Below are 22,510 nucleotides of genomic sequence, written 5' to 3'. Positions count from 1 at the left end.
TCTCTCTGTCACACATCTGGTCTGAGCCCGCGGGCATCAGATGTCGAGGAAGCGGACGTCCTTGGCGTTGCGCTGGATGAAGCTGCGTCGGGACTCGACGTCCTCGCCCATCAGCACACTGAAGATCTCGTCGGCCGCGGCCGCGTCCTCGATGGTGATCTGCTGCAGGGTGCGCGTGGTGTGGTCCATCGTCGTCTCCCACAGCTCCTTGGGGTTCATCTCTCCGAGACCCTTGTAGCGCTGGATGCCGGCATCCTTCGGGATCCGCTTGCCGTTCTCGAGCCCGTGCGCGAGCAGGGCGTCGCGCTCGGCGTCGCTGAACACATACTCGTGTGCGGAGTTCGACCACTTCAGGCGGTAGAGCGGCGGCATCGCGAGGTACACGAAGCCGGCCTCGATGAGTCCGCGCATGTAGCGGAACAGCAGGGTGAGCAGCAGAGTCGTGATGTGCTGGCCGTCGACATCGGCATCCGCCATCAGGACGATCTTGTGATAGCGAGCCTTCTCGATGTCGAACTCTTCGCCGATCCCGGTGCCGAAGGCCTGAATCATCGCCTGGACTTCCTTGTTGCCCAGCGCCTTGTCGAGACGTGCACGCTCGACGTTGAGGATCTTCCCCCGGAGCGCCAGGATCGCCTGCGTGTGCGGGTCGCGACCCTGCACCGCGGAACCACCGGCCGAGTCACCCTCGACGAGGAAGATCTCGCTGATGGAGGGATCCTTGCTGGTGCAGTCCTTGAGCTTGTCCGGCATGGCCGCAGACTCGAACACGCTCTTGCGGCGAGCGGTCTCGCGGGCCTTGCGAGCGGCGAGACGAGCGGTCGCGGCATCGATCGCCTTGCGGACGACGTTCTTCGCCTGGTTCGGGTTGCGCTCGAGCCAGTCGCCGAGCTGATCGCCGACGACCTTCTGCACGAATGCCTTCGCCTCGGTGTTGCCGAGCTTGGTCTTGGTCTGACCTTCGAACTGCGGCTCGCCGAGCTTGATCGAGATGACCGCGGTCAGTCCCTCACGCACGTCGTCACCGGAGAGGTTGTCGTCCTTCTCCTTGAGGAGGTTGTTCGCCCGGGCGTACTTGTTGACCAGCGTGGTCAGAGCTGCCCGGAAGCCCTCCTCGTGCGTCCCACCTTCGTGGGTGTTGATCGTGTTCGCATAGGTGAAGACGTTCTCGGTGTAGGACGTCGTCCACTGCATCGCGACTTCGAGCGAGATCTTGCGCTCGGTGTCCTCCGACTCGAACGCGATGATCTCGTCGTTCACGACTTCGGCGTGACGCACCTTGTTGAGGTACTCGACGTAGTCGACCAGTCCGCGCTCGTAGTAGAACACGTCGCCGGGCTGCTTGGTGACGGTCGCGCCGTCTTCCTCGACCTCGTACGCAGACGACTCCCGCTCGTCACGCAGCTCGATGCGCAGTCCCTTGTTGAGGAACGCCATCTGCTGGAATCGTGTGCGCAGCGTGTCGTAGTCGAACTCGATCGTCTCGGTGAAGATCGAGGCGTCCGGCCAGAACGTGATGCTGGTTCCGGTCTCCTCGGTCGCCTCGCCCTTCTCGAGCTTCTGCTGCGGGATGCCGCCGTCGGCGAAGCTGTGCCGCCAGACGAAGCCCTTCTGCTTGACCTCGACGTCGAACCGTGTCGAGAGCGCGTTCACGACCGAGGATCCGACACCGTGCAGACCACCGGAGACGGCGTAGGCGCCCCCTCCGAACTTTCCGCCGGCGTGCAGGATCGTGAGCACGACCTCGACCGTCGACTTGTTCGGGTCGGAAGAGTGCGGGTCCACCGGGATGCCTCGACCGTTGTCGACCACACGCACGCCACCGTCGGCGAGCATCGTCACGAAGATCGTGTCGGCGTATCCGGCGAGGGCCTCATCGACCGAGTTGTCGACGATCTCGTAGACGAGGTGGTGCAGACCGCGCGGTCCCGTGGAACCGATGTACATACCGGGACGCTTGCGGACGGCTTCGAGGCCTTCGAGGATCTGGATCGAGTCGGCGCCGTACTCCCCGGGCTGCTTCGCCTTGGGTGCAATGGTGCCCTGGTCCTCGGGGGTTCCCCCGATGTTCGATTCCGTCTCGTCAGCGGGGGATTCAGGCGTCATCAGAGGGCATTCTCCACATCGATATCACGAACTGCCATTCTAGCGGAGTTTCGTGGGGAAACACCGCTCTACGGCCGTGTGTGGCCCTCTGAGCGTTTCTGACCCCTTGCGTGGTGTCCTACCCGTAGGTATCGCGCGGGCCCCGCCCTGGAACGGCTCTGGGACCCCATTTCCACGAGGGGACGTCCGGTCCGATGAAGCGCAGGTTCTCCACGCCGGCCTCCGGATAGCGGCGACCGATCTCGGTGAGAATCGTCGCGCGCATGAACTGCAGGTTCTTCGCCCATGCCGTCGAGTCGCACTTCACGGTGAGCAATCCTCGCTCCAGGGAGACGGGTTCGGAGTGCTTCGCCGTGTCGGCGCCCGCGAGATCCGCCCACTGACGGACGAGGTCTTCCCTGGCCAGAGTGATCTGCCACCCCGAGTCGCGGCTCAGCTTGTCCAGGACCGCGCCGAGGGTCCCGGGGTCCCGCCCGGGTGTGAACGGCGCGTTGTCGTCATCGGTCGTGATGCGACGCTTGCGCTTCCAGCTCTTCGAGCTCGGCTGCAGACCGCGCAGACGCAGGTAGGTGCCGACCGTCTCGGGGACATCGGCAGCGGGAGTCGGTGCGGCGTCAGTCATCGGCTGCCTCCCGTTCATCACTGATCGTCCCGGCGCTGATGCGCACCACATGCGCGTGCAGCACCTCAGGGATATCTTCCTCCACCGCCGCGGTCACCACGACCTGTTCGTACCCTGCGGTGAGGGCTGCGAGTCGTCGACGCCGGTCCGCATCGAGCTCGGCGAACACGTCGTCGAGGATCAGGACCGGATCGCCGGCGGGGGATTCACTGCGCAACAGCTCCGCCGACGCCAGCCGGAGCGCGAGCGCGACCGACCAGGACTCCCCGTGCGAGGCGTACCCCTTCACCGGAAGGTCACGGACACGGAGCACGAGATCGTCTCGATGCGGTCCGGTGAGTGTGAGGCCGCGGTCGAGTTCGTTGGAACGCTTCGCCGCGAGAGAGGCCCGGAAGAGGTCCGCGATGCGGTTCGGATCGCTGAGCCTGTCAGCGGGGGAGACCTCTTCGGGTCCGCCCTCATCCTCTTCGGGGTCGCCGCCACCGACCGAGAGCGCCCATTCCAACTGCGGACGATGATCTGCACCGGCGATCGCTTCATATGCATCGGCGACGGGTTGCTGGAGATCGACGGCCAACCGCTGTCGAGCCGTGATGATCTCGGACCCCAGGGAGACCAGCTTGTCGTCCCATACATCGAGGGTGCTCAGACCTTCGCCCCGGATGCCGCGGGCACGCGCCGACTTCAGCAGGGCATTGCGCTGCTTGAGCACACGGTCGTAGTCGGCGAGCACGCCCGCCATCCGTGGAGTGCGCTGGATGAGGAGCTGGTCGCTGAACCGACGGCGGGCGGACGGGTCTCCCCGGACGATCTGCAGGTCCTCCGGCGCGAAGAGGACGACGTGCGCGTAGCGGGGCAGCTCGTTCGGCTTGGACGGAGAGCCGTTGATGCGTGCCTTGTTCGACCCCTGCCTGTTCACCTGCACTTCGGCGAGCACTCGACGCTCGCCGTGCGAGAGCCGTGCCCGGATAACCGCGAACTCCTGCCCGTCGCGCACCATGGGTGCATCGGACGACACGCGATGTGAACCGAGCGTGGCCAGGAACACGACCGCTTCCGCCAGGTTCGTCTTTCCCTGCCCGTTGCGTCCGACGAGCACGTTCGGGCCCCGGTGGAGAGTGAGTTCCGCGGTCGCGTAGTTGCGGAAATCGACCAGGCTCAGGTGCTCCACAATCACGGAGTCAGCCTACCTTCGAGGTCTGACAACGGATGCGGGATGAGGCGCGGGATCAGCGAAGGAGGAGGTTCGGCTGCAGCAGGTACTTGAAGGAGTCGAGGCCCGCCTGGTCGACCGAGGTCTGGCTCGTGATCAGCACGGGGCTGAGCTTGTTGGCGTTGTCGCTCGACGTGAACGTCACGCGGACGAACTCGCTCTTGACCGCTCCGAGAGCCTCGATCAGGTACTGGGGGTTGAGGCCGAGCGTGACCTCGTCGCCGCCGGACAGGATCGCATCGACCGACTCGGATGCGCGAGCGTGGTCTCCACCGGAGGCATCCATGGTCACGCTGTCGCTCGAGAACGTGAATCGCAGCGGCGCCGCACGATCGAGGACGAGCGAGACACGGCGGACGGCTTCGACGAGGTCGGCCGTGTTGACGACCGCGTAGTGGTCGGTCTGCTCGGGGAAAAGGCGTCGGACCGGGGGGAAGTTGCCCTTGATGAGCAGCGAGGTCACGGTCTTGTTGCCGGCGGTGAAGGCGATGATCTCGCGATCGCCCGCGCCGGAGAAGGCCACCTGGATGTTCCCGGCGTGACCGAAGGTCTTCCCGACCTCGAGCAGGGTGCGTGCCGGCACCAGCGCTGTCGCCTCGACGGACTCGCCGTCCCACGGCACATCGCGGAGCGATACCCGATAGCGGTCCGTGGCGACCAGGCTCAGAGTGTGTCCGGAGACTTCGAGCTGCACACCGGTGAGGACGGGAGTGACGTCGTCGCGTGACGCGGCGAAACCGACCTGTGCGATCGCCGTGCCGAATTCCTCAGCCGGAACGACGCCAGAGGATCCGTTCACCTCGGGGATGGACGGATATTCCTCGACCGGCATGGCGGCGAGTGTGAATCGGGCCGAACCACAGGTGACGGCGATCCCGCCGTCTTCCTCGACGGCGATCTCGATCGGAGCGTTCGGGAGGCGGCTGGCGATGTCGGAGAGAAGACGGCCGTGGACGAGGATCGTTCCGGGGGTCTCGACCGTGGCTTCGATGGTCGTCCGAGCGGAGGCCTCGTAGTCGAAGGCGGAGAGCGTGAGGCTGGATCCGTCCGCTTCGATCAGGACTCCGGCGAGGATCGGCTGCGGATTGCGCTGCGGCAGAAGCTTGACGACGAACGAGACAGCCTCGCTGAAGACATCGCGGTTGACCTGAAACCTCACGGGTGCTCCCTTGTCGTCGAACTGTGACGCGTCGTCGTCGGCCCTGCCGGTGCAGGGCTTCCCATGCTAGCCCCACAGTCCTGCGTATCCCTACGCCGAGGTTTCCTGTCATCCGTTCGTCGGTTCTCCCCACCGTCTGGTGATCGGATCGCGCCTTGAATGACTTAACTCCTTAACGGTGTTAACAGCTGTGGATACTGTGGATAAGTCGGTGGATATCAGGAGCGAGTAGGGAACTACACGCTTGTCAGTTGTGGAAACCCTGAGGAATCCGCGGGATCCCGGTCCTGGGGACAACCGAGGTGTTGTCCGAGTTATCCACAGGTTTGGGTGTTCAGCTCACATTCGTCCCGATGGAATCCACGATCATCCACAAGTTATCCACATGTGCATAGAGGCATCTATCGAGAGATCAGAATCCCTGTCGGGCACACAAAAAAGTGGAGGACCGCATCCATTCGGGTGCGGTCCTCCACTTTTTCGGAGGTGCGGCGTGTCAGCGTCGGCCGAGCTGCGTCGTGATCTCGGTGACCTGGTTGTAGATGGAGCGACGCTCCTTCATGAGCTCACTGATCTTCTTGTAGGCGTACATGACCGTGGTGTGGTCGCGGTTGCCGAACAGCTGACCGATCTTCGGCAGGGACAGGCTCGTTCGCTCCCTGCACAGATACATGGCGATCTGTCGTGACGTGGCGATCTGCTGCGATCGGCTCGAACCGTAGAGATCGTCCACGGTGAGCTTGAAGTACTGCGCCGTGGCCGTGATGATGTCGGTCGGCGAGATGATGTTGTCCTCCGCCGTGTCGATGATGTCGCGGAGCACGGTCTGCGCGAGGGAGATGTCGAGGGAAGAGCGGTTCAGGCTCGCGAACGCGGAGACGCGGATGAGTGCACCCTCGAGCTCGCGGATGTTCGAGGAGACGACGGTCGCGATGTACTCGAGCACCTCGTCGGGGATGTGGAGGGCCTCGCTCTGCGCCTTCTTGCGGAGGATCGCGATGCGGGTTTCGAGGTCCGGTGCCTGCACATCGGTGATGAGGCCCCACTCGAAGCGGCTCCGCATCCGATCCTCGAAGCCCGTCAAGTGCTTCGGCGCGACATCACTGGTGATGACGACCTGCTTGTTGTGATCGTGCAGCGTGTTGAACGTGTGGAAGAACGCTTCCTGGGTCTCGGCGCGACCCTGCAGGAACTGGATGTCGTCGATGAGGAGGATGTCGACGTCGCGGTACCTGGCCTGGAACGCGGCACCGCGGTTGTTCGCGATCGAGTTGATGAAGTCGTTCGTGAACTCCTCGCTCGAGACATAGCGGACCTTGACTCCGGCGTAGAGCGACTGCGCGTAGTCACCGATCGCGTGGAGGAGGTGTGTCTTGCCGAGTCCGGAGTCGCCGTAGATGAACAACGGGTTGTACGCCTTGGCCGGCGCCTCGGCCACGGCGACCGCCGCAGCGTGTGCGAATCGGTTGGACTGGCCGATGACGAAGTTGTCGAAGGTGTACTTCGGGTTCAGTCGGGATTCGTGACGCAGCTGTGTGGGCTGTTCCATCGGGGACTCGACGCGGCTCTGCTCGGTGCGTCCGAAGTCTCCGACGGCGATGGGGGCCGTCTGCTGCTCCGCCAGTTCGTGGTTCACGACGACGCGGTAGGACGTGACCTCTTCGCCGATGTGCGAAAGGGCCTCCATGATCGGGAGTCGGAGACGCTTGTTGATCTGCGCTGCGGTCAGATCGTTGGGGACTTCCAGGTACAGCGTCGCGGACATGACGCCGGCCGGGACGGCGAGGCTGAGGAAGCCCTGCAGCTGGGGGGTGACGCGATCGTCGTCGGCCAGCAGCTCCTGCACCGTGGTCCAGATCGGGACGTCGGGCTGGGCAGGTGATGTCATGACGCTCCGGACGAGGAATCGAGGCGGGGTCGACGTGCCGTGCCCCCTGTGGATAACTTAGGATGCCACGGTAGTCATCCCGGCTGTGAACGGCAACCTGCCCTTGAAAACACGCGCGCGTGTTGTGCCTGCCGGGCGCGCCACGGTTGTGGATAATGGCTGTGCGGTGCCCGCCGGGCCGCCCTCGCGGAAGCGCGCAGATTTGCTCTGCGCGCCGGTAGGACGTACCCTAAGTCGGTTGACTTATGCCATTTTTGGCAGTTCCCCATGTCTCCGGTCGAAGTGAATCCGGTGGCAGCATTCCCGGAGTGATTCCATGAGCAAGCGCACTTTCCAGCCCAACAACCGTCGTCGCGCCAAGAAGCACGGCTTCCGTGCCCGCATGCGTACGCGTGCCGGCCGCGGCATCCTCGCTGCACGCCGCGCGAAGGGCCGCACCGAGCTCTCTGCGTAGTCCGCTGTGCTCGCCCGCCCGTATCGACTGACCCGCGGGAGCGACTACCGTCTGGTCGTTCGACGCGGATCCCGTTGTGGTGGGGCGCGCGTCATCACCTCGGTGCTGGCGACGGGCGAGAACAGGGCCGCGAGGTTCGGATTCATCATCAGCAAGCAGGTGGGCACCGCTGTGGTGCGCAATACCGTGCGTCGGCGACTCAAAGCCGTGTGCGCGGAGGCGCTCCCGCGCGTCCCTGAGGGCACGGATGTCGTCATCCGTGCCCTTCCTGCGTCCTCCAGCGCGACTTTCGCGGATCTTCGCGCCGACGTCGATCGCTGCCTGAGCAGACTCGTGGCCGCCACGGTGTCGGCATGACCGCGCTACCGGCGTCTTCTGTGGGAACGGCGCGATGGCATGCGCGTGACCTGGTGCGAACCATCCCGGTGATCCCCCGGAACCTCGTGCTGGGGTTCCTCACGGCGTACCGCAAGGTGATCTCCCCGATGTATGGAGATGTCTGTGCGTACTACCCCAGCTGTTCGGCTTACGCTGTAGGTGCGGTGCAGCAGCATGGTGCAGTGAAGGGAGCGGCGCTCTCGGCGTGGCGCATCCTCCGCTGCAATCCCTGGACCAGCGGCGGCGTGGATGACGTCCGGCCGCACGACCACTTCCGTTACGACTTGACCACACACGGTTTCGTCGTCCCTTCCCGAAAGGACTGATCGGTGGGTCTTGACCTTCTGCTCGCCAGCGCGACTCCCAGCCCCGAACCTGCGGCGGGGGGATTCGACCTGCTCGGCACCATCCTCTGGCCGCTGAAGTGGGTCGTCGAGCTGATCCTCGTCGCCTGGCATTGGCTTCTGACCACCGTCGGTCTTCCTTCCGCATCGGGTCTGACCTGGGTACTGTCCATCGTCGGCCTCGTCGTCGTCGTCCGCGCTGCGCTGATCCCGCTCTTCGTGAAGCAGATCAAGAGCCAGCGAAAGATGATGGAAATCGCTCCTGAACTGCGGAAAGTTCAGGAGAAGTACAAGGGCAAGAAGGATCAGCTGTCTCGCGAGGCCATGAGCCGCGAGACGATGGCGCTCTACAAGAAGCACGGCACGACACCGATGTCGAGCTGCCTGCCCCTTCTTGTGCAGATGCCGATCTTCTTCTCGCTGTACAGCGTGCTGAGCGATGTCAAGAAGCATGCGGAGCAAAGCCTCGGCGGTGTGGGATTGCTCAACCCCGAGCTCACCAAGGAGTTCTACGACGCCAAGCTCTTCGGGGTCGCGTCCCTGCACGAGACCCTCGGCGACGCGGTCGACGCCAACAACACCACGGCGATCATCATCTTGGTCACGCTCGTCGTGCTCATGATCGCCTCGCAGTTCTTCACGCAGTTGCAGATCATCTCGAAGAACCTGTCGCCGGAGGCCAAGACCGGCCAGGCGTACCAGATGCAGAAGATCATGCTCTACGTGCTGCCGCTGGGATTCATCTTCTCCGGTGTCTTCTTCCCGCTCGGCGTGGTCGTGTACTGGTTCATCTCCAACCTCTGGACCATGGGACAGCAGTTCCTCGTCATCCGAGAGATGCCGACTCCCGGATCGGAAGCCGCCAAGGCCCGTGAGGAGCGACTCGCTCGCAAGGGCAAGGCGATCGATTCCTCCGGCAAGGTCGTCCCGATGGCTGCGTACGAGGCCGAGCAGCAGCGTCTGCTCGAGGAGGCGGAGAAGGCGAAGGCTCAGGCGCCCAAGCGTCAGCAGCCCGTGGGCAAGAAGCGTGCGAAGAAGAAGGGGAACGGTTCATGAGTGAAACCATGACCGAGAGCTCCGAGCCCACCGTGGCTCAGCTCGAGAACGAAGGCGACGTCGCCGCGGACTACCTCGAGGAACTCCTCGACATCGCGGACATCGACGGTGACCTGAACCTCGACGTGCGTCAGGGGCGCGCGTATGTCTCGGTGGAGGCGGAGGGCGATGGCCTCGCTCTTCTCTCTGCCCCGGACACGGTGCAGGCGCTTCAGGAGCTCACCCGCCTCGCGGTGCAGAGCAAGACGGGGTCATTCTCCCGCTTGATCCTCGACATCGCCGGCTCGCGTGACACGCGCCGTCGGCAGCTCGAGACACTGGTCGATGCAGCGGCCGCGAAGCTCGATGAAGGCTCCTCGCAGGCTTCACTGCCGTCGATGTCGAGCTATGAGCGCAAGCTGGTGCACGATATCGCGGCTGAGCGTGGCTTGGTGTCGGAGTCGTACGGTGAGGGCGCTGACCGCCACACGGTCCTTCGTCGTCGTTGATGTTTCACGTGAAACATCGTTCGGAAACTGAAGATGACTGAGATCGAAAGCGAGCCTGCGGTCGCCGCGGAACTCTTCGGTGACCGCATCGATCTCGCTCGAGCTTTCACGGCTTCGCTCGCACGTGAGGGTGAGGAGAGGGGTCTGATCGGACCGCTCGAGCTTCCGCGCCTGTGGACGCGGCACATCCTCAACAGTGTGATCGCTGCTCCGCTCTTCCACGGTTCGGTCGCTGACATCGGATCCGGGGCCGGCCTCCCGGGCATTGTGCTCGCGATCGCGCGTCCTGATGTGAAGTGGACTCTCGTCGAACCGATGGAGCGTCGGGTCACGTGGCTCACCGAGCAGGTGGAGGCGCTGGGACTGGCCAATGTCGTGGTGCAGCGTGCGCGTGCCGAGGATGTTCATCCCGCCGAGGGTTTCGATGTCGTCACGGCGAGGGCGGTCAGCGCTTTGCGTACGCTCATCCCTCTCACTGCCCCACTCGTGCGCGACGGCGGAGAGCTTGCCTTGCTCAAGGGGATGAACGCCGCGAACGAGATCGAAGCGGCCCAGAAGCAGATCAAGAAGTTCCGTCTGTCGGACGTGCGAGTGGAAGTGCTGGGTGAGGGTGTTCTCACCGAGACGACCCGCGTGGTTCGCGCCCGCGTTCGGTAGTTCCTCCTGATTTCAAGGCGGGGTGTTTCACGTGAAACACCCCGCCTTTGTCTGCGGTGGAGTTCGCGGTCACGAGGCCTTGGGCCTTCTGGTTCCGGTGGAGGGTCTCTCGGATAGAGCACCGACCTGCGCTTGAGGGATCCGCGTCGACGCGGCATCGCGGAGGAGCGGACGGTGTGAATGTCGCGTTCAGCTGTCGGTGTGGACCAGGCGAGCCGTTCAGGCAGGCATCGTCGTGGATGCTCCGGTGTCGTTGCGATTCGAGCCGCTGAGGCGACACTGTCGGAGTGCTTGCTTTGCGACGATGTTTCACGTGAAACGGAGACGCCAGTCCCTCGGACCGGGGTGCTGTGGTGCCGGCGCCCGTCTAGGGGAGGGCTGAGAACGGAACGTGACGTCTGCGTAGGGGCGTGGTCTGCTCCTGGGCACTGAAGACCGCGGCGATTCTTGCGAGGAGTCGTCGGTGCTCAGCTCACAGAGCGGTGCCGCTTGATGATGTTTCACGTGAAACGGCGCCCGGCAGAGCGGCCCCACATTCTCGGTATCGCCGCACAGTAGGAGATCGTGGCGGCACGCACCGTTTCGATACTTCCCTCCCTGTGGTCGGGGACGCCTGATCCGATCTTCGTGGTTCGTTGGGAGATTCACTCTGCCATGCACTGAGAGGCTTGTGCTGCATGACGACCCCCTCTCGCCTTCTTGTGGGCTTCCGTGGTCTCCATGTGCGGTATCCACGGCTGGGCGGGAGGATGTTTCACGTGAAACTGTGCCTGACGAGCTGAGTGCGTTTCCTCTGCCGCTGGTCGCATGTAGGCGTATCCCGCCCGCTCCATCGTTGGGACTGCGCTTCCGTGCAGCTCGGGAAGGCCGTCCGGGGCATCTGTGTTCGTCGTGTGCCATCCCTGGGGCGCATCGGTGCGCTCGTGGTCGCGTGCACGCTGACCTCTCATTCCTCGCAGGCGTCGGGGTGCTCGCCCGTCGGTGGCCCTCTATCCCCGGTTCAGAACAACGCTTCACGTGAAACATCCACTGATGCGACTGTCCGAGTCCTGACGCTGCCGGCGCGCTCGGGCGAGAGGGGGCGAGAAGACGGAGTTCGATCCGACGTGGGACGCGAACGGGGCGGGTGACGGTCAGTGCGCGGAAAGCGGGTGAAACATCGGATCATCGAGGAGATTGCCCTGGGGGAGGGCCACTCCTATCGATATGTCGACGCGCGATGTTTCACGTGAAACGACCGTCGGGACCTTCTCCGAAGAGCCGTGACGAGGGCGGGAGAGCCTCGTCGTCGTCGAACGTCGCCCCGTGCGATTAGAGTGGAACGCGGCCCCGAAAGGAGTGGATGTTTCACGTGAAACAGTCCGAGAAGACATCGGCGAACGAATCGTTCGGGATGGACACACCGCTCGCGCGGGAACTCGCCGACCTCTCTGCCCGGAGGCGCGCGCTTGAGGCAGCGAAGGTGGAGTTCACGGGGGACACCCGAGTCCTGACCGTCTCCAACCAGAAGGGCGGCGTCGGCAAGACCACGTCGGCTGTCAACATCGCCTCGGCGCTTGCTGGCCTGGGGGCGAAGGTGCTGGTCATCGACCTCGACCCGCAGGGAAACGCCTCCACTGCCCTGGGGGTTCCCCATAGCGCGGACACCCCCAGTGTCTATGACGTCCTGATCGACGAGTTCCCTCTCGCGGAGATCGTGCAGCCGAGCCCGGAAGACCCCAACCTCTTCTGCGCACCCAGCACCATCCACTTGGCGGGCGCGGAGATCGAGTTGGTCGCCCAGGTGGCGAGGGAGCACCGCCTTCGTCGAGCACTGGAGGACTACCTCCTCGAGAACGCGATGGATTTCGTCATCATCGACTGCCCTCCTTCGCTCGGACTGCTCACCATCAATGCGTTCACGGCCGCATCCGAGGTCTTCATCCCGATCCAATGCGAGTACTACGCGCTGGAGGGTCTGAGCCAGCTCCTCGGGAGCATCCAGATGATCCAGAAGCACCTGAACCCGGCTCTTCACCTCTCGACGATCCTGCTGACCATGTTCGACGGACGGACGCGCCTCGCGCAGCAGGTCGCGGAAGAAGTGCGCACACACTTCCCGGATCAGGTGCTGGAGACGGTGATCCCTCGGTCCGTCCGAGTATCGGAGGCCCCGAGTTTCGGCCAGACGGTGATCGCCTACGATGGGCAGTCCGCCGGCGCGATCGCCTACCGCGAGGCTGCCGTCGAGATCGCGTCGCGCATCGCGACGCAGAGCAAGGAGAAATGATGGCGAAGCGCACAGGGCTGGGTCGGGGAATCGGGGCGCTGATCCCCACCGCAGATCAGGCGGAGCGTCCCGTCGACGTCTTCTTCCCCGGATCCAGTCTGCGACCGGCGGAGACGGAGGCGACGATCGGTCCGGATTCCGAGACTCCTGAGCTCGAAGAGGTGCCCGGAATCCACCTGATCCAGGTGGATCCGAACTCGATCGTCGCGAACCCCCGACAGCCGCGTACGCATTTCGATGCCGATGACCTGGCGGAACTCGTGCACAGCGTCCGCGAGTTCGGTGTGCTGCAGCCCGTGGTCGTCCGCAAGAACGCGACAGGCGACTACGAGCTCATCATGGGGGAGCGGCGTACCCGTGCCGCACGTGAGGCCGGTCTCGACGTCATCCCCGCGATCGTCCGCGACACCGCCGATGAAGACCTTTTGCGCGACGCCCTCCTGGAGAACCTGCACCGCTCCGAGCTGAATCCGCTGGAAGAAGCGTCGGCATACCAGCAACTGCTCGATGACTTCGGCATCACCCAGGAAGAGCTCGCCACACGGATCGGTCGCTCGCGTCCGCAGATCAGCAACACCATCCGTCTGCTCAAGCTGCCCGTCCCCGTGCAGCAGAGGGTCGCAGCCGGAGTGCTCACGGCTGGACATGCCCGCGCGATCCTCAGCCTCGAGACTCCGGAGTCGATGCAGCGCCTCGCCGACAAGGTCGTGAACGAAGACCTTTCGGTGCGCGCGACGGAGGAGGCGGCGAAGGCGCAGCCGGCCGCCGGCAAGTCGGCGAAGGCGACCCCGGGGGCGCGCCGCGCGTATCTCGACGAGGTGGCCGGCAAACTCGGCGACCGACTGAACACACGGGTCAAGATCGCCCTCGGCGCTCGTAAAGGCCAGGTCACGATTGATTTCGCTTCCATCCAGGACCTCAATCGGATCCTCGAGGAGCTCGGCGAAAGCGGCTACGGCTCGGCGCGATGACATCCCCGGGGCCGTTTCGGTCCCTTAGACTCGCGTCATCTCGACGACGAGGGGGGAATGTCATGTCCGCAGCAGAGGGTTCCGCAAGCGTCCAACGCCGTGTGATCGCGGTCAGTATCGCCGCGGCGTTGGGCGGATTCCTGTTCGGTTTCGATACCGCGGTGATCAACGGCGCCGTCGACGCGCTCGCGGGTGACGTCTCGGGATTCGATCTCGGAACGGCTCTCAAGGGCTTCGCGGTGTCGTCGGCGTTGATCGGCTGTGCGGTCGGTGCATGGTTCGCCGGACCGGTGTCCAACAAGTACGGACGCATCCCGGTGATGGTGGGCGCTGCGACGCTGTTCTTCGTCTCCGCGATCGGTTCCGGGCTCGCGTTCAGTGTCGTCGACCTGATCGTCTGGCGTGTGATCGGCGGAATCGGGGTGGGTGCGGCATCCGTCATCGCCCCGGCCTACATCGCCGAGGTATCGCCGGCCGCGATTCGTGGTCGTCTGGGGTCACTGCAGCAACTCGCGATCGTGACCGGTATCTTCGCCGCGCTGCTCTCCGATGCTCTGCTCGCGGGCCTCGCCGGGGCCGCGGATCAGCCGCTGTGGGGACTCACCGCGTGGCGCTGGATGTTCATCGTCGAGGCCATCCCCGCGCTGGTCTACGGCATCATGTCGCTGCGTCTGCCGGAATCACCGCGCTACCTGGTGCGCAAGGGCGAGTTGAAGCGTGCCGCAGAGGTGCTGGAGACCGTCACGGGGACGATCGACGTCGATGCGAAGATCACGGAGATCACCGGCACGATCGACACCGAACGCTCGGAGTCGCTGCGCGACCTGCGCGGAAGCCGTCTCGGCCTCAAGCCGATCGTCTGGGTGGGGATCCTGCTCTCGGTGTTCCAGCAGTTCGTGGGCATCAACGTGATCTTCTACTACTCGACAACCCTGTGGCAGTCGGTCGGCTTCGACGAATCCAGCGCATTGCTCACGTCGGTGATCACGTCGGTCACGAACATCGTGGTGACCATCGTCGCCATCCTCCTCGTCGACAGGGTCGGCCGGCGCATCATGCTGCTCGTCGGCTCGGTCGGTATGACCGTGACGCTGGGACTCATGGCGCTCGCGTTCTCGTTCGGGACACTCGATGCGCAGGGGACGGCGACCCTCCCTGACCCCTGGGCGACCATCGCCTTGATCTGCGCGAACGGTTTCGTGGTCTTCTTCGGGGCGAGCTGGGGTCCGTTGGTGTGGGTCCTCCTCGGCGAGATCTTCCCCAATTCGATCCGCGCGGGAGCTCTCGCCGTCGCCGCCGCGGCCCAGTGGGTGGCCAACTTCTTCATCTCGACGACGTTCCCCGCGTTTGCGGAGATCGGACTCACGTTCGCCTACGGGTTCTATGCGTTCTTCGCTCTCCTCTCGTTCTTCTTCGTGTTCTTCAAGGTGCCGGAGACGAAGGGCAAGGAGCTCGAGGAGATGAGCGATGAACTGGCCGTACGGCGCCGGAAGGTCGTACGGGAGACGTAGGCTTGACGCATGTCCGAGTCCGTACAGCGCCGTGCCAGCCTGGAAGTGCTGCGCGCCGAGGCGGCTGACGAACTCGCGGTTCTCATCCAGGAGCGTCTTCTCGGGGGCGAAGACCCCTGGGAGTTCATGGAAGACCTGCCGAGCATCGACGAGCTCGTCGTGTACCTCCTCCGGGCCGACAACATCAACGCGAACGACGGCGTGCGACCCAATGCCGCCCGGCACTATCGGGTGCTGCGACAGATCGCCCTGGAGTACCCCGAGCTGACCTCTGCCGTGTGGGGCCTGCTGGACGAGACCCAGCGCCACCGTCGCTGGGACCCCACCGTCGCCGACGCTTCCTGAGCGCGCGGGTGGTCACGGGCGGGCCTTGCCTTTTCGGATTCTGCACATAATATTCATCGCCTGTGCCAGACTGGTAAAAAGATAACCGCTCGTCGACACGGGGGAGTTCCTCATGGCACAACGCACGCGTATCGGAGCCGAGCGTGCGAGCAGCGAGCCGCAACTCCTCGCCGGGTCGCGCATCGGCCTCCTCACGAACTTCACGGGAACGATGCCTGACCTCTCCCGCAACATAGACGCCCTCCAGAGTGCTGGTGTCCCCCTCCAGCATCTGTTCGGTCCTGAACACGGCTTGGACGGCTCCGTCCAAGCGGGGGAGAGCACATCCATCGAGCGAGACGCACGCTCAGGGCTTCCCTTCAGCGACACCTATCTGGCCGAGGGAGACCGTCTCGACGAGATGATCCTCGAGTCCGGCGTCGATGCGCTCGTCTTCGACATGCAGGACATCGGGGTGCGCTTCTACACCTACATCTGGACCATGTACGACGCCATGCGCAGTGCGGCGCGCCTCGGGCTCCCCTTCACCGTCCTCGACCGCCCCAATCCCCTCGGCGGTGCGGTGCTCAGCGGCCCCGGTGTGAGCGAATCCCGGTTCACGAGTTTCGTCGGACGCAGCGACATCCACCAGCGACACGGCCTGACAGCAGGCGAGCTCGCACGTCTGTTCGCGGTCCGAGACCTCGCGGAGGAGGGGTTGAGCATCGACCTGCGCGTGATCACTCTGGAGAACTGGAACCCCGCCGCCGACTGGACGGAGACGGGTTTGGCCTGGGTACCGCCGTCGCCGAACATCCCCACGCTCGATTCCGTCTATGCCTTCGCCGGCACGGGACTGGTGGAGGGGACGACCCTGAGCGAAGGACGCGGAACGACGCGCCCCTTCGAGACGATCGGGGCGCCCTTCCTCCCCGCCGAGTTCGCAGCAGCGCTTCGAGAACGGGACCTCCCCGGCGTGCAGATCCGGGAGATCGCGTTCCAGCCCGTGTTCCACAAGCACGCAGGTGAAACCGCGCGCGGCATTCAGCTGCACATCTCCGACTACCGCACCTATGACCCTGTGGGGACTGCACTCGCGATTCTCCAGTGCGCCCGGGCCGCCGCTCCAGAACACGTGCGCAGCCTGAATGCCGGCGAACGACTGGACCCCGGAGACGTCGGCTATGCGCTAGACCGACTCTGGGGCTCGTCCTCGCTTCGCGAGGCGATCAACGGGGAGCGCGCGTTCGACCGTCTCCACAGCGCGCCCCAACGCGTCGACGAGTTCTACGGTGACGACGTGCTGCTCTATCCGCGCTGAGGGTCGCCATCCAGAGGATCCGAAGCCTTGTCGGGGGACAGGAAGGCGAAGAACTCCCTCCGTACGCCGGTGACGTCCGCGTCCTCCCGCGTGGGATGCACACGGTTGAGGAGCAGCACGCCGAAGTCCCCCGTGTGCGGATTCACGGCGAATGCCGTCCCAGTGAATCCGGTATGACCGACCGCTTCGCCGTCACCCATCCACGACCGCTGGCGCACACGCAATCCCAGCGCCTGCTCGAACCCGTCGGCCCGGACCGCGGGAACCGTGAGCATCCGGGCGGACGCGGCGGAGAGCACACGTCGGCGCGGGCCGCCGCCGTCGTCACGGATCATGCGCGCCAGCGCGGCGACATCGTGCACGGTGCCGAACAGCCCGGCGTGCCCCGCGGGCCGACCAAGCGCTGAAGCGAGCTCATCGTGCACCTCGGCGCGGACGAGACCACGGTGCGGCTGGATCTCGGTGGCGACACTATGGCGAGGATCCGGACTCCACGTGAGAGTGTCGGCGCCGAGCAGCGCCGCGACTTCGGCGATGAGCTGTGCGAGCGGGCGGCCCGATACACGTTCGAGAAGCGTGCCGACGGCGATGAATCCCACGTCCGAGTATCGGTGTTCGGTACCAGGTCCGCTCACGAGATCTGCTGCCACGACCGCACGCTGGAGCGCTGCGCCACGCAGTCCCGAGCGCCACATCCCGCCTTCCGCAGGTAGTCCGGAGGTGTGCAGGAGCAGCTGTCGGAGCGTGATCGCTCCGGAGCCCGGACCGGAACCGATCGACAGCACAGCGGCGCACGGCTCGTCGAGCGCGATGAGCCCGGCATCGACCAGACGCAATGCGGCGACAGCGGTGAACACCTTGGTGACCGAGGCGAGGTCGAACAGGCTCTCCTCGCTGACGGGCGTCGGATCGTCGGCGGACAGCGTGCCGAGCAGCTCGAGCGTATCGACGCCCGCCATGCTCCGCAGTGCGGCCCAGGCGGAACCCGGGGCACCGTTCACCATCGAGGGATCACTTGCTCATGCCCGAAGTGAGACCGCTGATGATCTGCTTCGTGGCCAGCAAGAACAGCACCACCAGCGGGATCGTCGCGATCGTCAGGCCGGCGAAGAGCTGCGGCCAGTCCGTCGAGTACTCGCCGAAGAATCGTGTGAGCCCCACGGGCAGTGTGTACGAGTCGCGGTCGCGCAGAAGGATCAGCGGGTAGAAGAAGTCGTTCCACACCGGCACGAAGCGGAACACGATGACCGTGGCGAGAGCGGGCCGGACGAGCGGAAGCAGAATCTGCACAAAGGTCCGGAACGGACCCGCACCGTCGATACGAGCTGCTTCCTCGAGCTCGATCGGCAGCGCGCGGAAGAACACCGTGAGGACGAACGTCGTGAACGGGATGCCGAGAGCTCCGTAGACCAGGATCAGGCTGAAGACGTTGCTGGTCATCCTGAGTGAATCGAGGAGGTAGAACAGCGGCAGGATCGCGAGGTGTACCGGAAGCATCAGACCCGACAGGAACACCGCCTCGATGCCTCGGAAGAACTTCGCGCGGGCTCGCGCGAACGCGTAGGCCGCGAGCACGGAGACGACGGTGGTCACGATGACAGAGCCCACGGTGACGGTGATCGAGTTGACGAAGTAGGTGTCGAAGGACGCCGTGATCCACGCGCTCTGGAAACTCGTGAACGTCGGAGGAACCGGGAGTCCGAGCGGCTCGGTCGCGATCTGCTGCTGTGTGCGCAGCGAGTTGTTGACCATCAGCAGCAGCGGACCGATGGCGATCAGCGCATAGCCCCACAGGAAGACGTTCGCGAACAGTCTCCCGATGAAAGGGGTGTCGGAGGTGCGTTGCGACCGACGGCGTGGAACTGTGGGACGGCCGGAGACGATCGCCTCGGTGGTGGGCTCGGGGCGGGTATCGAGGACAGTGCTCATCAGAACAGCTTTCGTTCGGCGCGACGCATGGTCGAGGTGATCACGACCGAGATGACCATGATGAAGATGAACAGGACGGTGGCGAGCGCGGAGGAGACGCCGATCGAGTTCGGATTCCCCGACTCGAAGGCCGTGCGGTAGAAGAGCAGCATCATCACATCGGTGGATCCCGCCGGCGCGCCATTCGATCCGGCCAGGGCGAACGGGATCGCCATCGCTTCCATGCTCCCGATGAAGGTGAGCACGGTGATGATGCCGATCGTCGGAGTCAGCATCGGCAAGGTGATGTAGCGGAAGCGCTTGCCGGCGGTGGCGCCGTCGAGAGACGCCGCCTCTTCGATCTCCTCCGGAATGCCGCCCAGCGCTGCACCGTAGAGCAGGATCGGGAAACCGATCCACTGCCAGGCGCTCACGAGCACGATGACCCAGATCGCCAGCTGGGGATCACCGAGCCACGGCAGGGCGAGGCTTTCGAGTCCCACGCCCCGGAGGATGGCGTTCACCGGCCCGAACAGTGGCGACAGCATGAGCGACCACAGGTAGCCGATGACCATGGGGCTGACCAGGTAGGGCAGAGCGAAGATCGTCTGGAAGAACCGCTTGGTGCGTTTGCGCCGGTGCAGCAGCGTCGCGATGCCGAGGCCAAGGGAGTTCTGGAACACGAGGGCACCGCCGAACAGCAGCAGATTGTGGCCGAACGCGTTCCACAGCTCAGAAGCGTAGGGCTCCGTCGTGAGGAGCGTGATGTAGTTGCCGACTCCCGCGAAGCCGCCCTGCCGGGTTCCCTGCCAGTCGAAGAAGGAGTAGCTGAGGGCGGCGAGCATCGGATACAGGATCAGCACCGCGAACAACACGGCGGCAGGGAGTACGAACAGCGCCGCGGTGGGAGTGGTCAGTGCGATGCCCGTGCGGGGGCGGCGCGTAGTCTTCCGGCGCCGGAGGGAGAGGGTCAGAGCCATGGGAGTGTCCTTCGCTCTGTGGTGGGGGTGCCGGAGTGGCACCCCCACCACGTGGGGATCAGGAAGCGGGCGTGAACCAGGTGGAGACGCCGGACTGCAGGTCATTACCGAGCTGCTCGGGCGTCTTCTCTCCGAGGAACATCGCCTGGATGTCCGGTCCGAGCACCGCCGTTCCGGTGGGGTCGCCGTAGCGGAAGTCGACGAGGAGCAGGTACGGGGCCGGGTTGGCCGTGTACTGCTCGTTCATCTCCTGCATGAGCGGGTCGGAGTAGGTGACCCCCGGAAGCGCCGAGAACTGGTCGACCTCGTCGGCGACGAGCTGACCGAACTCCTCGGTGGTCATCCAGTTGAGCAACTCCGTCGCCGCCTCCTGGTTGTCGCTGGAGGCGTTGATCCCGAAGCTTCCGTCCGCGTAGCCGGGCGTCACGGCGTGATCGAGCGCGCTGTCCGGTGCCGGCGGGACTTCGTAGACGCCCCACTCGGTGTCGGGCGCCGAGTTCTGGAAGGTCGGCAGGTCGAAGGAACCACCGGGCCACTGCGCCGCCTGACCCGAGGTGAACTGCAGCACTGCATCGGCGACCGCGATCGCGTTGACATTCTTGTCGAGGTACTTCTGCATGTCCTTGACGATCTGCAGCGAAGACACGTAGGCGGGGTCGGTGAAGTCGGCCTCTCCGCTGAGCACCTTCTCCTCGAAGTCCGCTCCGCCGTAGCGGGCAGAGCCGACGATGTCGTGGAACATCGGCAGCACCCAGTCCTCCCGGGCTCCGAGAGCCATAGGGGTGATGCCCTCGTCGAGGAGCGTCTCCTGAAGGTCGATGAACTCGTCCCAGTCGGTCGGCTCCTCGAGACCCTTCTCGTCGAACAGTGTCTTGTTGTAGAACATCTGCATCGTCTGGTACGCGAAGGGGACGCCGTAGGTCTTTCCGTCGTCCTTGCCCTGGGCGGCGCGCAGGACCGTCGGATCGAACTGATCCAGCCCGTCGACGATGTCGTCGATGGGCACGATCTGCTCGGACTGGATCGCGGGCTGCACACCGCCGTAGGCGCGGAGCATGGCGATGTCGGGACCGTCGCGGCCTTCGAGACCGGTGGCCAGGATCTGGTTGTACTCGGTGGGCTGGAAGCCTTCGAACTCCACCGTCACTCCAGGGTGCGACTTCTCGTAGACGTCGAACACGGCCTCCCACTTGGGAGAGGACGATGCCTGCCAGGACCAGATCTTGAGCGTGACATCTTCGCCCCCGCCGTCCGCGCCGGAGGATGCCGGAGCACAGCCGGCCACGGCGAGGCCCGAGGCGAGAACGGCGGCGGTGAGCGCATAGCGCGTCGATTTGTGTCGCATGAGGTTCCTCTCGAATGGTGTGAGAGCCGCTCGCGATGGCGACTCCCCCTGCTGGGAACAGAGGAGACCCGGATGTGCCCGTGTGGCGGGGGCGCGGTGGACACCTCTGTCGTTCGGCGGATCGTGCACAAGCCCGACGCGCACTAGCCACTCTGGACAATAATTTTCACAAGCGCAAGCATCGTCGAAAAAATGTTTTCAACACGAAACAGTCCTGACATCATGAGGGGATGCCGAACAGCGTCGTGACAGCCATCCACCAGCGACGATCGGGCCTGACAGCGACGGAGGCCCGCATCAGCGATCACGTCCTTGCCCACCCTCAGTCGGTCGTCGATGCCTCCATCACCCAGCTCGCCGTCGCGTGCGGCACGTCTCCGGCGAGCATCGCGCGATTCGCGCAGCGCATCGGATTCGTCGGCTACCCGGAGTTGCGGCTCGCGCTCGCCGGGGAACTGACCCGCAGCGCTTCGGATCGCGAGCGCTTTCGCGTCTCGGGAGCGGATGTCGACCGCGACGATGATGCGACGACGACGGTGCGCAAAGTCGCGTTCTCCGAGGCTGCGGCGATCGAGCAGACGGCCCGACAGATCGACGTCGAGGAACTGGAGCGCTGCGTCTCCGCGATCCGCGAGGCACGGCGGATCGACATCTACGGCGCGGCCTCCAGCGGGCTCGCCGCGATGGATCTCGAACAGAAGCTGCATCGAGGGGGATTCTGGGCGCAAGCGCGCACCGATCTCCACCTGGCGCTCACGGGCGCGGCTCTCCTGGACGATCGCGACGTCGCGATCGCCATCTCCCACTCGGGGCGCACGCTCGAGATCGTGCAGTCTGTGGAGACGGCGGCGCGTGCCGGTGCGCTCACGATCGCCATCACGAACAACCCCCGCTCGCCCCTCGCCCAGGCCTCCGCGCTGGTGTTGCTGACAGCGGTCTCGGAATCGACGTTCCGCTCCGGCGCGATGGCGAGTCGCATCGCCCAGCTCACGGTGCTCGACTTCTTGTTCACGCGGATCGTGCAGGCCGAGTACGACCGCATCGCTGACAACCTGCGGCTCACCTTCGATGCCGTGACCGAGCACCGCATCGACTGACACGGCCTGAGCGCGCAGAAAACGAGAAAGGGCCGCACCTCCCCGGGAGGTGCGGCCCTTTCGGCTCAGAACGTCAGCCGATGAACGCGGCGAGGTCCTTCTCGAGCGCGGGCTTCGGCTTGGCGCCGATGATGGTCGTCTTGACCTCTCCGCCCTGGAAGACCTTCATCGCCGGGATCGACGTGATCTGGTACTTCATGGCCAGCTGGGGGTTCTCGTCGACGTTGAGCTTGAGGATGGTGATCTTGTCGGGGTTGTCCGCCTGGATCGCGTCCAGGACCGGCGCGACCATACGACACGGTCCACACCACTCGGCCCAGAAGTCCACCAGCACGGGACCGTCGGCCTGCAGAACGTCCTGCTCCCAGGTCGCCTGGCTCGTAGCCTTTGCACTCATCAGAGATCTCCTTGATTCGAGG

General features: G+C 64.8%; 22 protein-coding genes. 12 read left to right on the top strand and 10 right to left on the bottom strand.

Annotated features, from left to right (window positions below; genetic code table 11):
* Nucleotides 1–36 precede the first annotated feature (36 nt).
* The 5 genes from gyrB to dnaA all read right to left on the bottom strand — a co-directional run bounded on the left by gyrB (nt 37) and on the right by dnaA (nt 6,865).
* Entirely contained in the window at nt 37–2,106 is a 2,070-nt protein-coding gene (gene gyrB, locus FGL91_RS04810; RefSeq protein WP_052193261.1) for a DNA topoisomerase (ATP-hydrolyzing) subunit B, read from the bottom strand.
* A 118-nt stretch (nt 2,107–2,224) separates the two neighbouring features.
* Nucleotides 2,225–2,728, bottom strand: coding sequence for a DUF721 domain-containing protein (locus FGL91_RS04805; RefSeq protein WP_131491648.1), 504 nt, complete (start codon nt 2,726–2,728; stop codon nt 2,225–2,227).
* Nucleotides 2,721–3,905 (bottom strand): DNA replication/repair protein RecF, encoded by a 1,185-nt coding sequence (gene recF / locus FGL91_RS04800; protein ID WP_131491649.1) that lies wholly within the window; start codon nt 3,903–3,905, stop codon nt 2,721–2,723. The genes FGL91_RS04805 and recF overlap by 8 nt, the downstream gene beginning before the upstream one ends.
* Nucleotides 3,906–3,957: 52 nt before the next feature.
* Entirely contained in the window at nt 3,958–5,100 is a 1,143-nt protein-coding gene (gene dnaN, locus FGL91_RS04795) for a DNA polymerase III subunit beta (RefSeq protein WP_047519758.1), read from the bottom strand.
* Between the two features lie 496 nt (nt 5,101–5,596).
* Complete coding sequence (gene dnaA, locus FGL91_RS04790) at nt 5,597–6,865, bottom strand: chromosomal replication initiator protein DnaA (protein ID WP_416202663.1); 1,269 nt, start codon at nt 6,863–6,865, stop codon at nt 5,597–5,599.
* Between the two features lie 439 nt (nt 6,866–7,304).
* On the opposite strand from dnaA, the gene rpmH reads away from it, so the two are divergent.
* The 11 genes from rpmH (at nt 7,305) to FGL91_RS04735 (ending at nt 16,761) form a co-directional block, all read left to right on the top strand.
* A complete protein-coding gene (gene rpmH / locus FGL91_RS04785) occupies nt 7,305–7,442 on the top strand; it encodes a 50S ribosomal protein L34 (RefSeq protein ID WP_013584598.1) in 138 nt (45 codons plus the stop codon).
* A 6-nt stretch (nt 7,443–7,448) separates the two neighbouring features.
* Nucleotides 7,449–7,799, top strand: coding sequence for a ribonuclease P protein component (gene rnpA, locus FGL91_RS04780; RefSeq protein ID WP_153243221.1), 351 nt, complete (start codon nt 7,449–7,451; stop codon nt 7,797–7,799).
* Entirely contained in the window at nt 7,796–8,146 is a 351-nt protein-coding gene (gene yidD, locus FGL91_RS04775) for a membrane protein insertion efficiency factor YidD (RefSeq protein ID WP_081996891.1), read from the top strand. Before rnpA ends, yidD begins: the two co-directional genes overlap by 4 nt.
* A gap of 3 nt (nt 8,147–8,149) precedes the next feature.
* Nucleotides 8,150–9,220 carry a membrane protein insertase YidC gene (gene yidC, locus FGL91_RS04770; protein WP_047519766.1) on the top strand — a complete coding sequence of 357 codons (1,071 nt, stop codon included), beginning with the start codon at nt 8,150–8,152 and terminating at the stop codon, nt 9,218–9,220.
* On the top strand, nt 9,217–9,708 hold the full coding sequence (locus FGL91_RS04765; RefSeq protein ID WP_131491652.1) for a protein jag: 492 nt from the start codon (nt 9,217–9,219) through the stop codon (nt 9,706–9,708). Before yidC ends, FGL91_RS04765 begins: the two co-directional genes overlap by 4 nt.
* 33 nt (nt 9,709–9,741) lie before the next feature.
* On the top strand, nt 9,742–10,365 hold the full coding sequence (gene rsmG, locus FGL91_RS04760; protein WP_153243220.1) for a 16S rRNA (guanine(527)-N(7))-methyltransferase RsmG: 624 nt from the start codon (nt 9,742–9,744) through the stop codon (nt 10,363–10,365).
* A gap of 1,342 nt (nt 10,366–11,707) precedes the next feature.
* Complete coding sequence (locus tag FGL91_RS04755) at nt 11,708–12,634, top strand: ParA family protein (protein WP_153243219.1); 927 nt, start codon at nt 11,708–11,710, stop codon at nt 12,632–12,634.
* On the top strand, nt 12,634–13,605 hold the full coding sequence (locus FGL91_RS04750) for a ParB/RepB/Spo0J family partition protein (RefSeq protein ID WP_131491655.1): 972 nt from the start codon (nt 12,634–12,636) through the stop codon (nt 13,603–13,605). Before FGL91_RS04755 ends, FGL91_RS04750 begins: the two co-directional genes overlap by 1 nt.
* 62 nt (nt 13,606–13,667) lie before the next feature.
* Nucleotides 13,668–15,116, top strand: a complete 1,449-nt coding sequence (locus tag FGL91_RS04745; protein ID WP_153243218.1) for a sugar porter family MFS transporter — start codon at nt 13,668–13,670, stop codon at nt 15,114–15,116.
* Nucleotides 15,117–15,125: 9 nt separating this feature from the next.
* The gene (locus FGL91_RS04740) at nt 15,126–15,461 is read left to right on the top strand and encodes a tryptophan synthase subunit alpha (protein WP_131491656.1); all 336 of its coding nucleotides are present in this window, start codon (nt 15,126–15,128) and stop codon (nt 15,459–15,461) included.
* 112 nt (nt 15,462–15,573) lie between these two features.
* On the top strand, nt 15,574–16,761 hold the full coding sequence (locus FGL91_RS04735) for an exo-beta-N-acetylmuramidase NamZ domain-containing protein (protein ID WP_131491657.1): 1,188 nt from the start codon (nt 15,574–15,576) through the stop codon (nt 16,759–16,761).
* On the opposite strand, the gene FGL91_RS04730 is transcribed toward FGL91_RS04735, so the two are convergent.
* From FGL91_RS04730 to FGL91_RS04715, 4 genes are read right to left on the bottom strand one after another with little or no spacing between them, the layout of a single operon-like run.
* On the bottom strand, nt 16,749–17,765 hold the full coding sequence (locus FGL91_RS04730; RefSeq protein ID WP_153243217.1) for a serine hydrolase domain-containing protein: 1,017 nt from the start codon (nt 17,763–17,765) through the stop codon (nt 16,749–16,751). The genes FGL91_RS04735 and FGL91_RS04730 overlap by 13 nt on opposite strands.
* Nucleotides 17,766–17,772: 7 nt before the next feature.
* A complete protein-coding gene (locus FGL91_RS04725) occupies nt 17,773–18,690 on the bottom strand; it encodes a carbohydrate ABC transporter permease (RefSeq protein ID WP_153243216.1) in 918 nt (305 codons plus the stop codon).
* A complete protein-coding gene (locus FGL91_RS04720; protein ID WP_047522325.1) occupies nt 18,690–19,649 on the bottom strand; it encodes a carbohydrate ABC transporter permease in 960 nt (319 codons plus the stop codon). Before FGL91_RS04720 ends, FGL91_RS04725 begins: the two co-directional genes overlap by 1 nt.
* Nucleotides 19,650–19,707: 58 nt before the next feature.
* On the bottom strand, nt 19,708–20,994 hold the full coding sequence (locus tag FGL91_RS04715) for an ABC transporter substrate-binding protein (RefSeq protein ID WP_153243215.1): 1,287 nt from the start codon (nt 20,992–20,994) through the stop codon (nt 19,708–19,710).
* Between the two features lie 230 nt (nt 20,995–21,224).
* Between FGL91_RS04715 and FGL91_RS04710 the strand changes: the two genes are divergently transcribed.
* Nucleotides 21,225–22,091, top strand: a complete 867-nt coding sequence (locus tag FGL91_RS04710; RefSeq protein WP_153243214.1) for a MurR/RpiR family transcriptional regulator — start codon at nt 21,225–21,227, stop codon at nt 22,089–22,091.
* A 73-nt stretch (nt 22,092–22,164) separates the two neighbouring features.
* On the opposite strand, the gene trxA is transcribed toward FGL91_RS04710, so the two are convergent.
* On the bottom strand, nt 22,165–22,488 hold the full coding sequence (gene trxA / locus FGL91_RS04705) for a thioredoxin (protein ID WP_047522319.1): 324 nt from the start codon (nt 22,486–22,488) through the stop codon (nt 22,165–22,167).
* Nucleotides 22,489–22,510: the final 22 nt, after the last annotated feature.

It is taken from the genome of Microbacterium sp. CBA3102 (genome assembly GCF_007954505.1).
GTDB lineage: Bacteria > Actinomycetota > Actinomycetes > Actinomycetales > Microbacteriaceae > Microbacterium > Microbacterium aurugineum.
This window is presented reverse-complemented; position numbering and strand designations above follow the sequence as displayed.

Bases quoted from the DNA above. Each gene is read 5' to 3' on its own strand.
- gyrB (WP_052193261.1), bottom strand. From the start codon at position 2,106: ATGACGCCTGAATCCCCCGCTGACGAGACGGAATCGAACATCGGGGGA.
- FGL91_RS04805 (WP_131491648.1), bottom strand. From the start codon at position 2,728: ATGACTGACGCCGCACCGACTCCCGCTGCCGATGTCCCCGAGACGGTC.
- dnaA (WP_416202663.1), bottom strand. From the start codon at position 6,865: ATGTCCGCGACGCTGTACCTGGAAGTCCCCAACGATCTGACCGCAGCG.
- rpmH (WP_013584598.1), top strand. From the start codon at position 7,305: ATGAGCAAGCGCACTTTCCAGCCCAACAACCGTCGTCGCGCCAAGAAG.
- yidD (WP_081996891.1), top strand. From the start codon at position 7,796: ATGACCGCGCTACCGGCGTCTTCTGTGGGAACGGCGCGATGGCATGCG.
- FGL91_RS04765 (WP_131491652.1), top strand. From the start codon at position 9,217: ATGAGTGAAACCATGACCGAGAGCTCCGAGCCCACCGTGGCTCAGCTC.
- rsmG (WP_153243220.1), top strand. From the start codon at position 9,742: ATGACTGAGATCGAAAGCGAGCCTGCGGTCGCCGCGGAACTCTTCGGT.
- FGL91_RS04755 (WP_153243219.1), top strand. From the start codon at position 11,708: ATGTTTCACGTGAAACAGTCCGAGAAGACATCGGCGAACGAATCGTTC.
- FGL91_RS04750 (WP_131491655.1), top strand. From the start codon at position 12,634: ATGGCGAAGCGCACAGGGCTGGGTCGGGGAATCGGGGCGCTGATCCCC.
- FGL91_RS04745 (WP_153243218.1), top strand. From the start codon at position 13,668: ATGTCCGCAGCAGAGGGTTCCGCAAGCGTCCAACGCCGTGTGATCGCG.
- FGL91_RS04740 (WP_131491656.1), top strand. From the start codon at position 15,126: ATGTCCGAGTCCGTACAGCGCCGTGCCAGCCTGGAAGTGCTGCGCGCC.
- FGL91_RS04735 (WP_131491657.1), top strand. From the start codon at position 15,574: ATGGCACAACGCACGCGTATCGGAGCCGAGCGTGCGAGCAGCGAGCCG.
- FGL91_RS04730 (WP_153243217.1), bottom strand. From the start codon at position 17,765: ATGGTGAACGGTGCCCCGGGTTCCGCCTGGGCCGCACTGCGGAGCATG.
- FGL91_RS04725 (WP_153243216.1), bottom strand. From the start codon at position 18,690: ATGAGCACTGTCCTCGATACCCGCCCCGAGCCCACCACCGAGGCGATC.
- FGL91_RS04720 (WP_047522325.1), bottom strand. From the start codon at position 19,649: ATGGCTCTGACCCTCTCCCTCCGGCGCCGGAAGACTACGCGCCGCCCC.
- FGL91_RS04715 (WP_153243215.1), bottom strand. From the start codon at position 20,994: ATGCGACACAAATCGACGCGCTATGCGCTCACCGCCGCCGTTCTCGCC.
- FGL91_RS04710 (WP_153243214.1), top strand. From the start codon at position 21,225: ATGCCGAACAGCGTCGTGACAGCCATCCACCAGCGACGATCGGGCCTG.
- trxA (WP_047522319.1), bottom strand. From the start codon at position 22,488: ATGAGTGCAAAGGCTACGAGCCAGGCGACCTGGGAGCAGGACGTTCTG.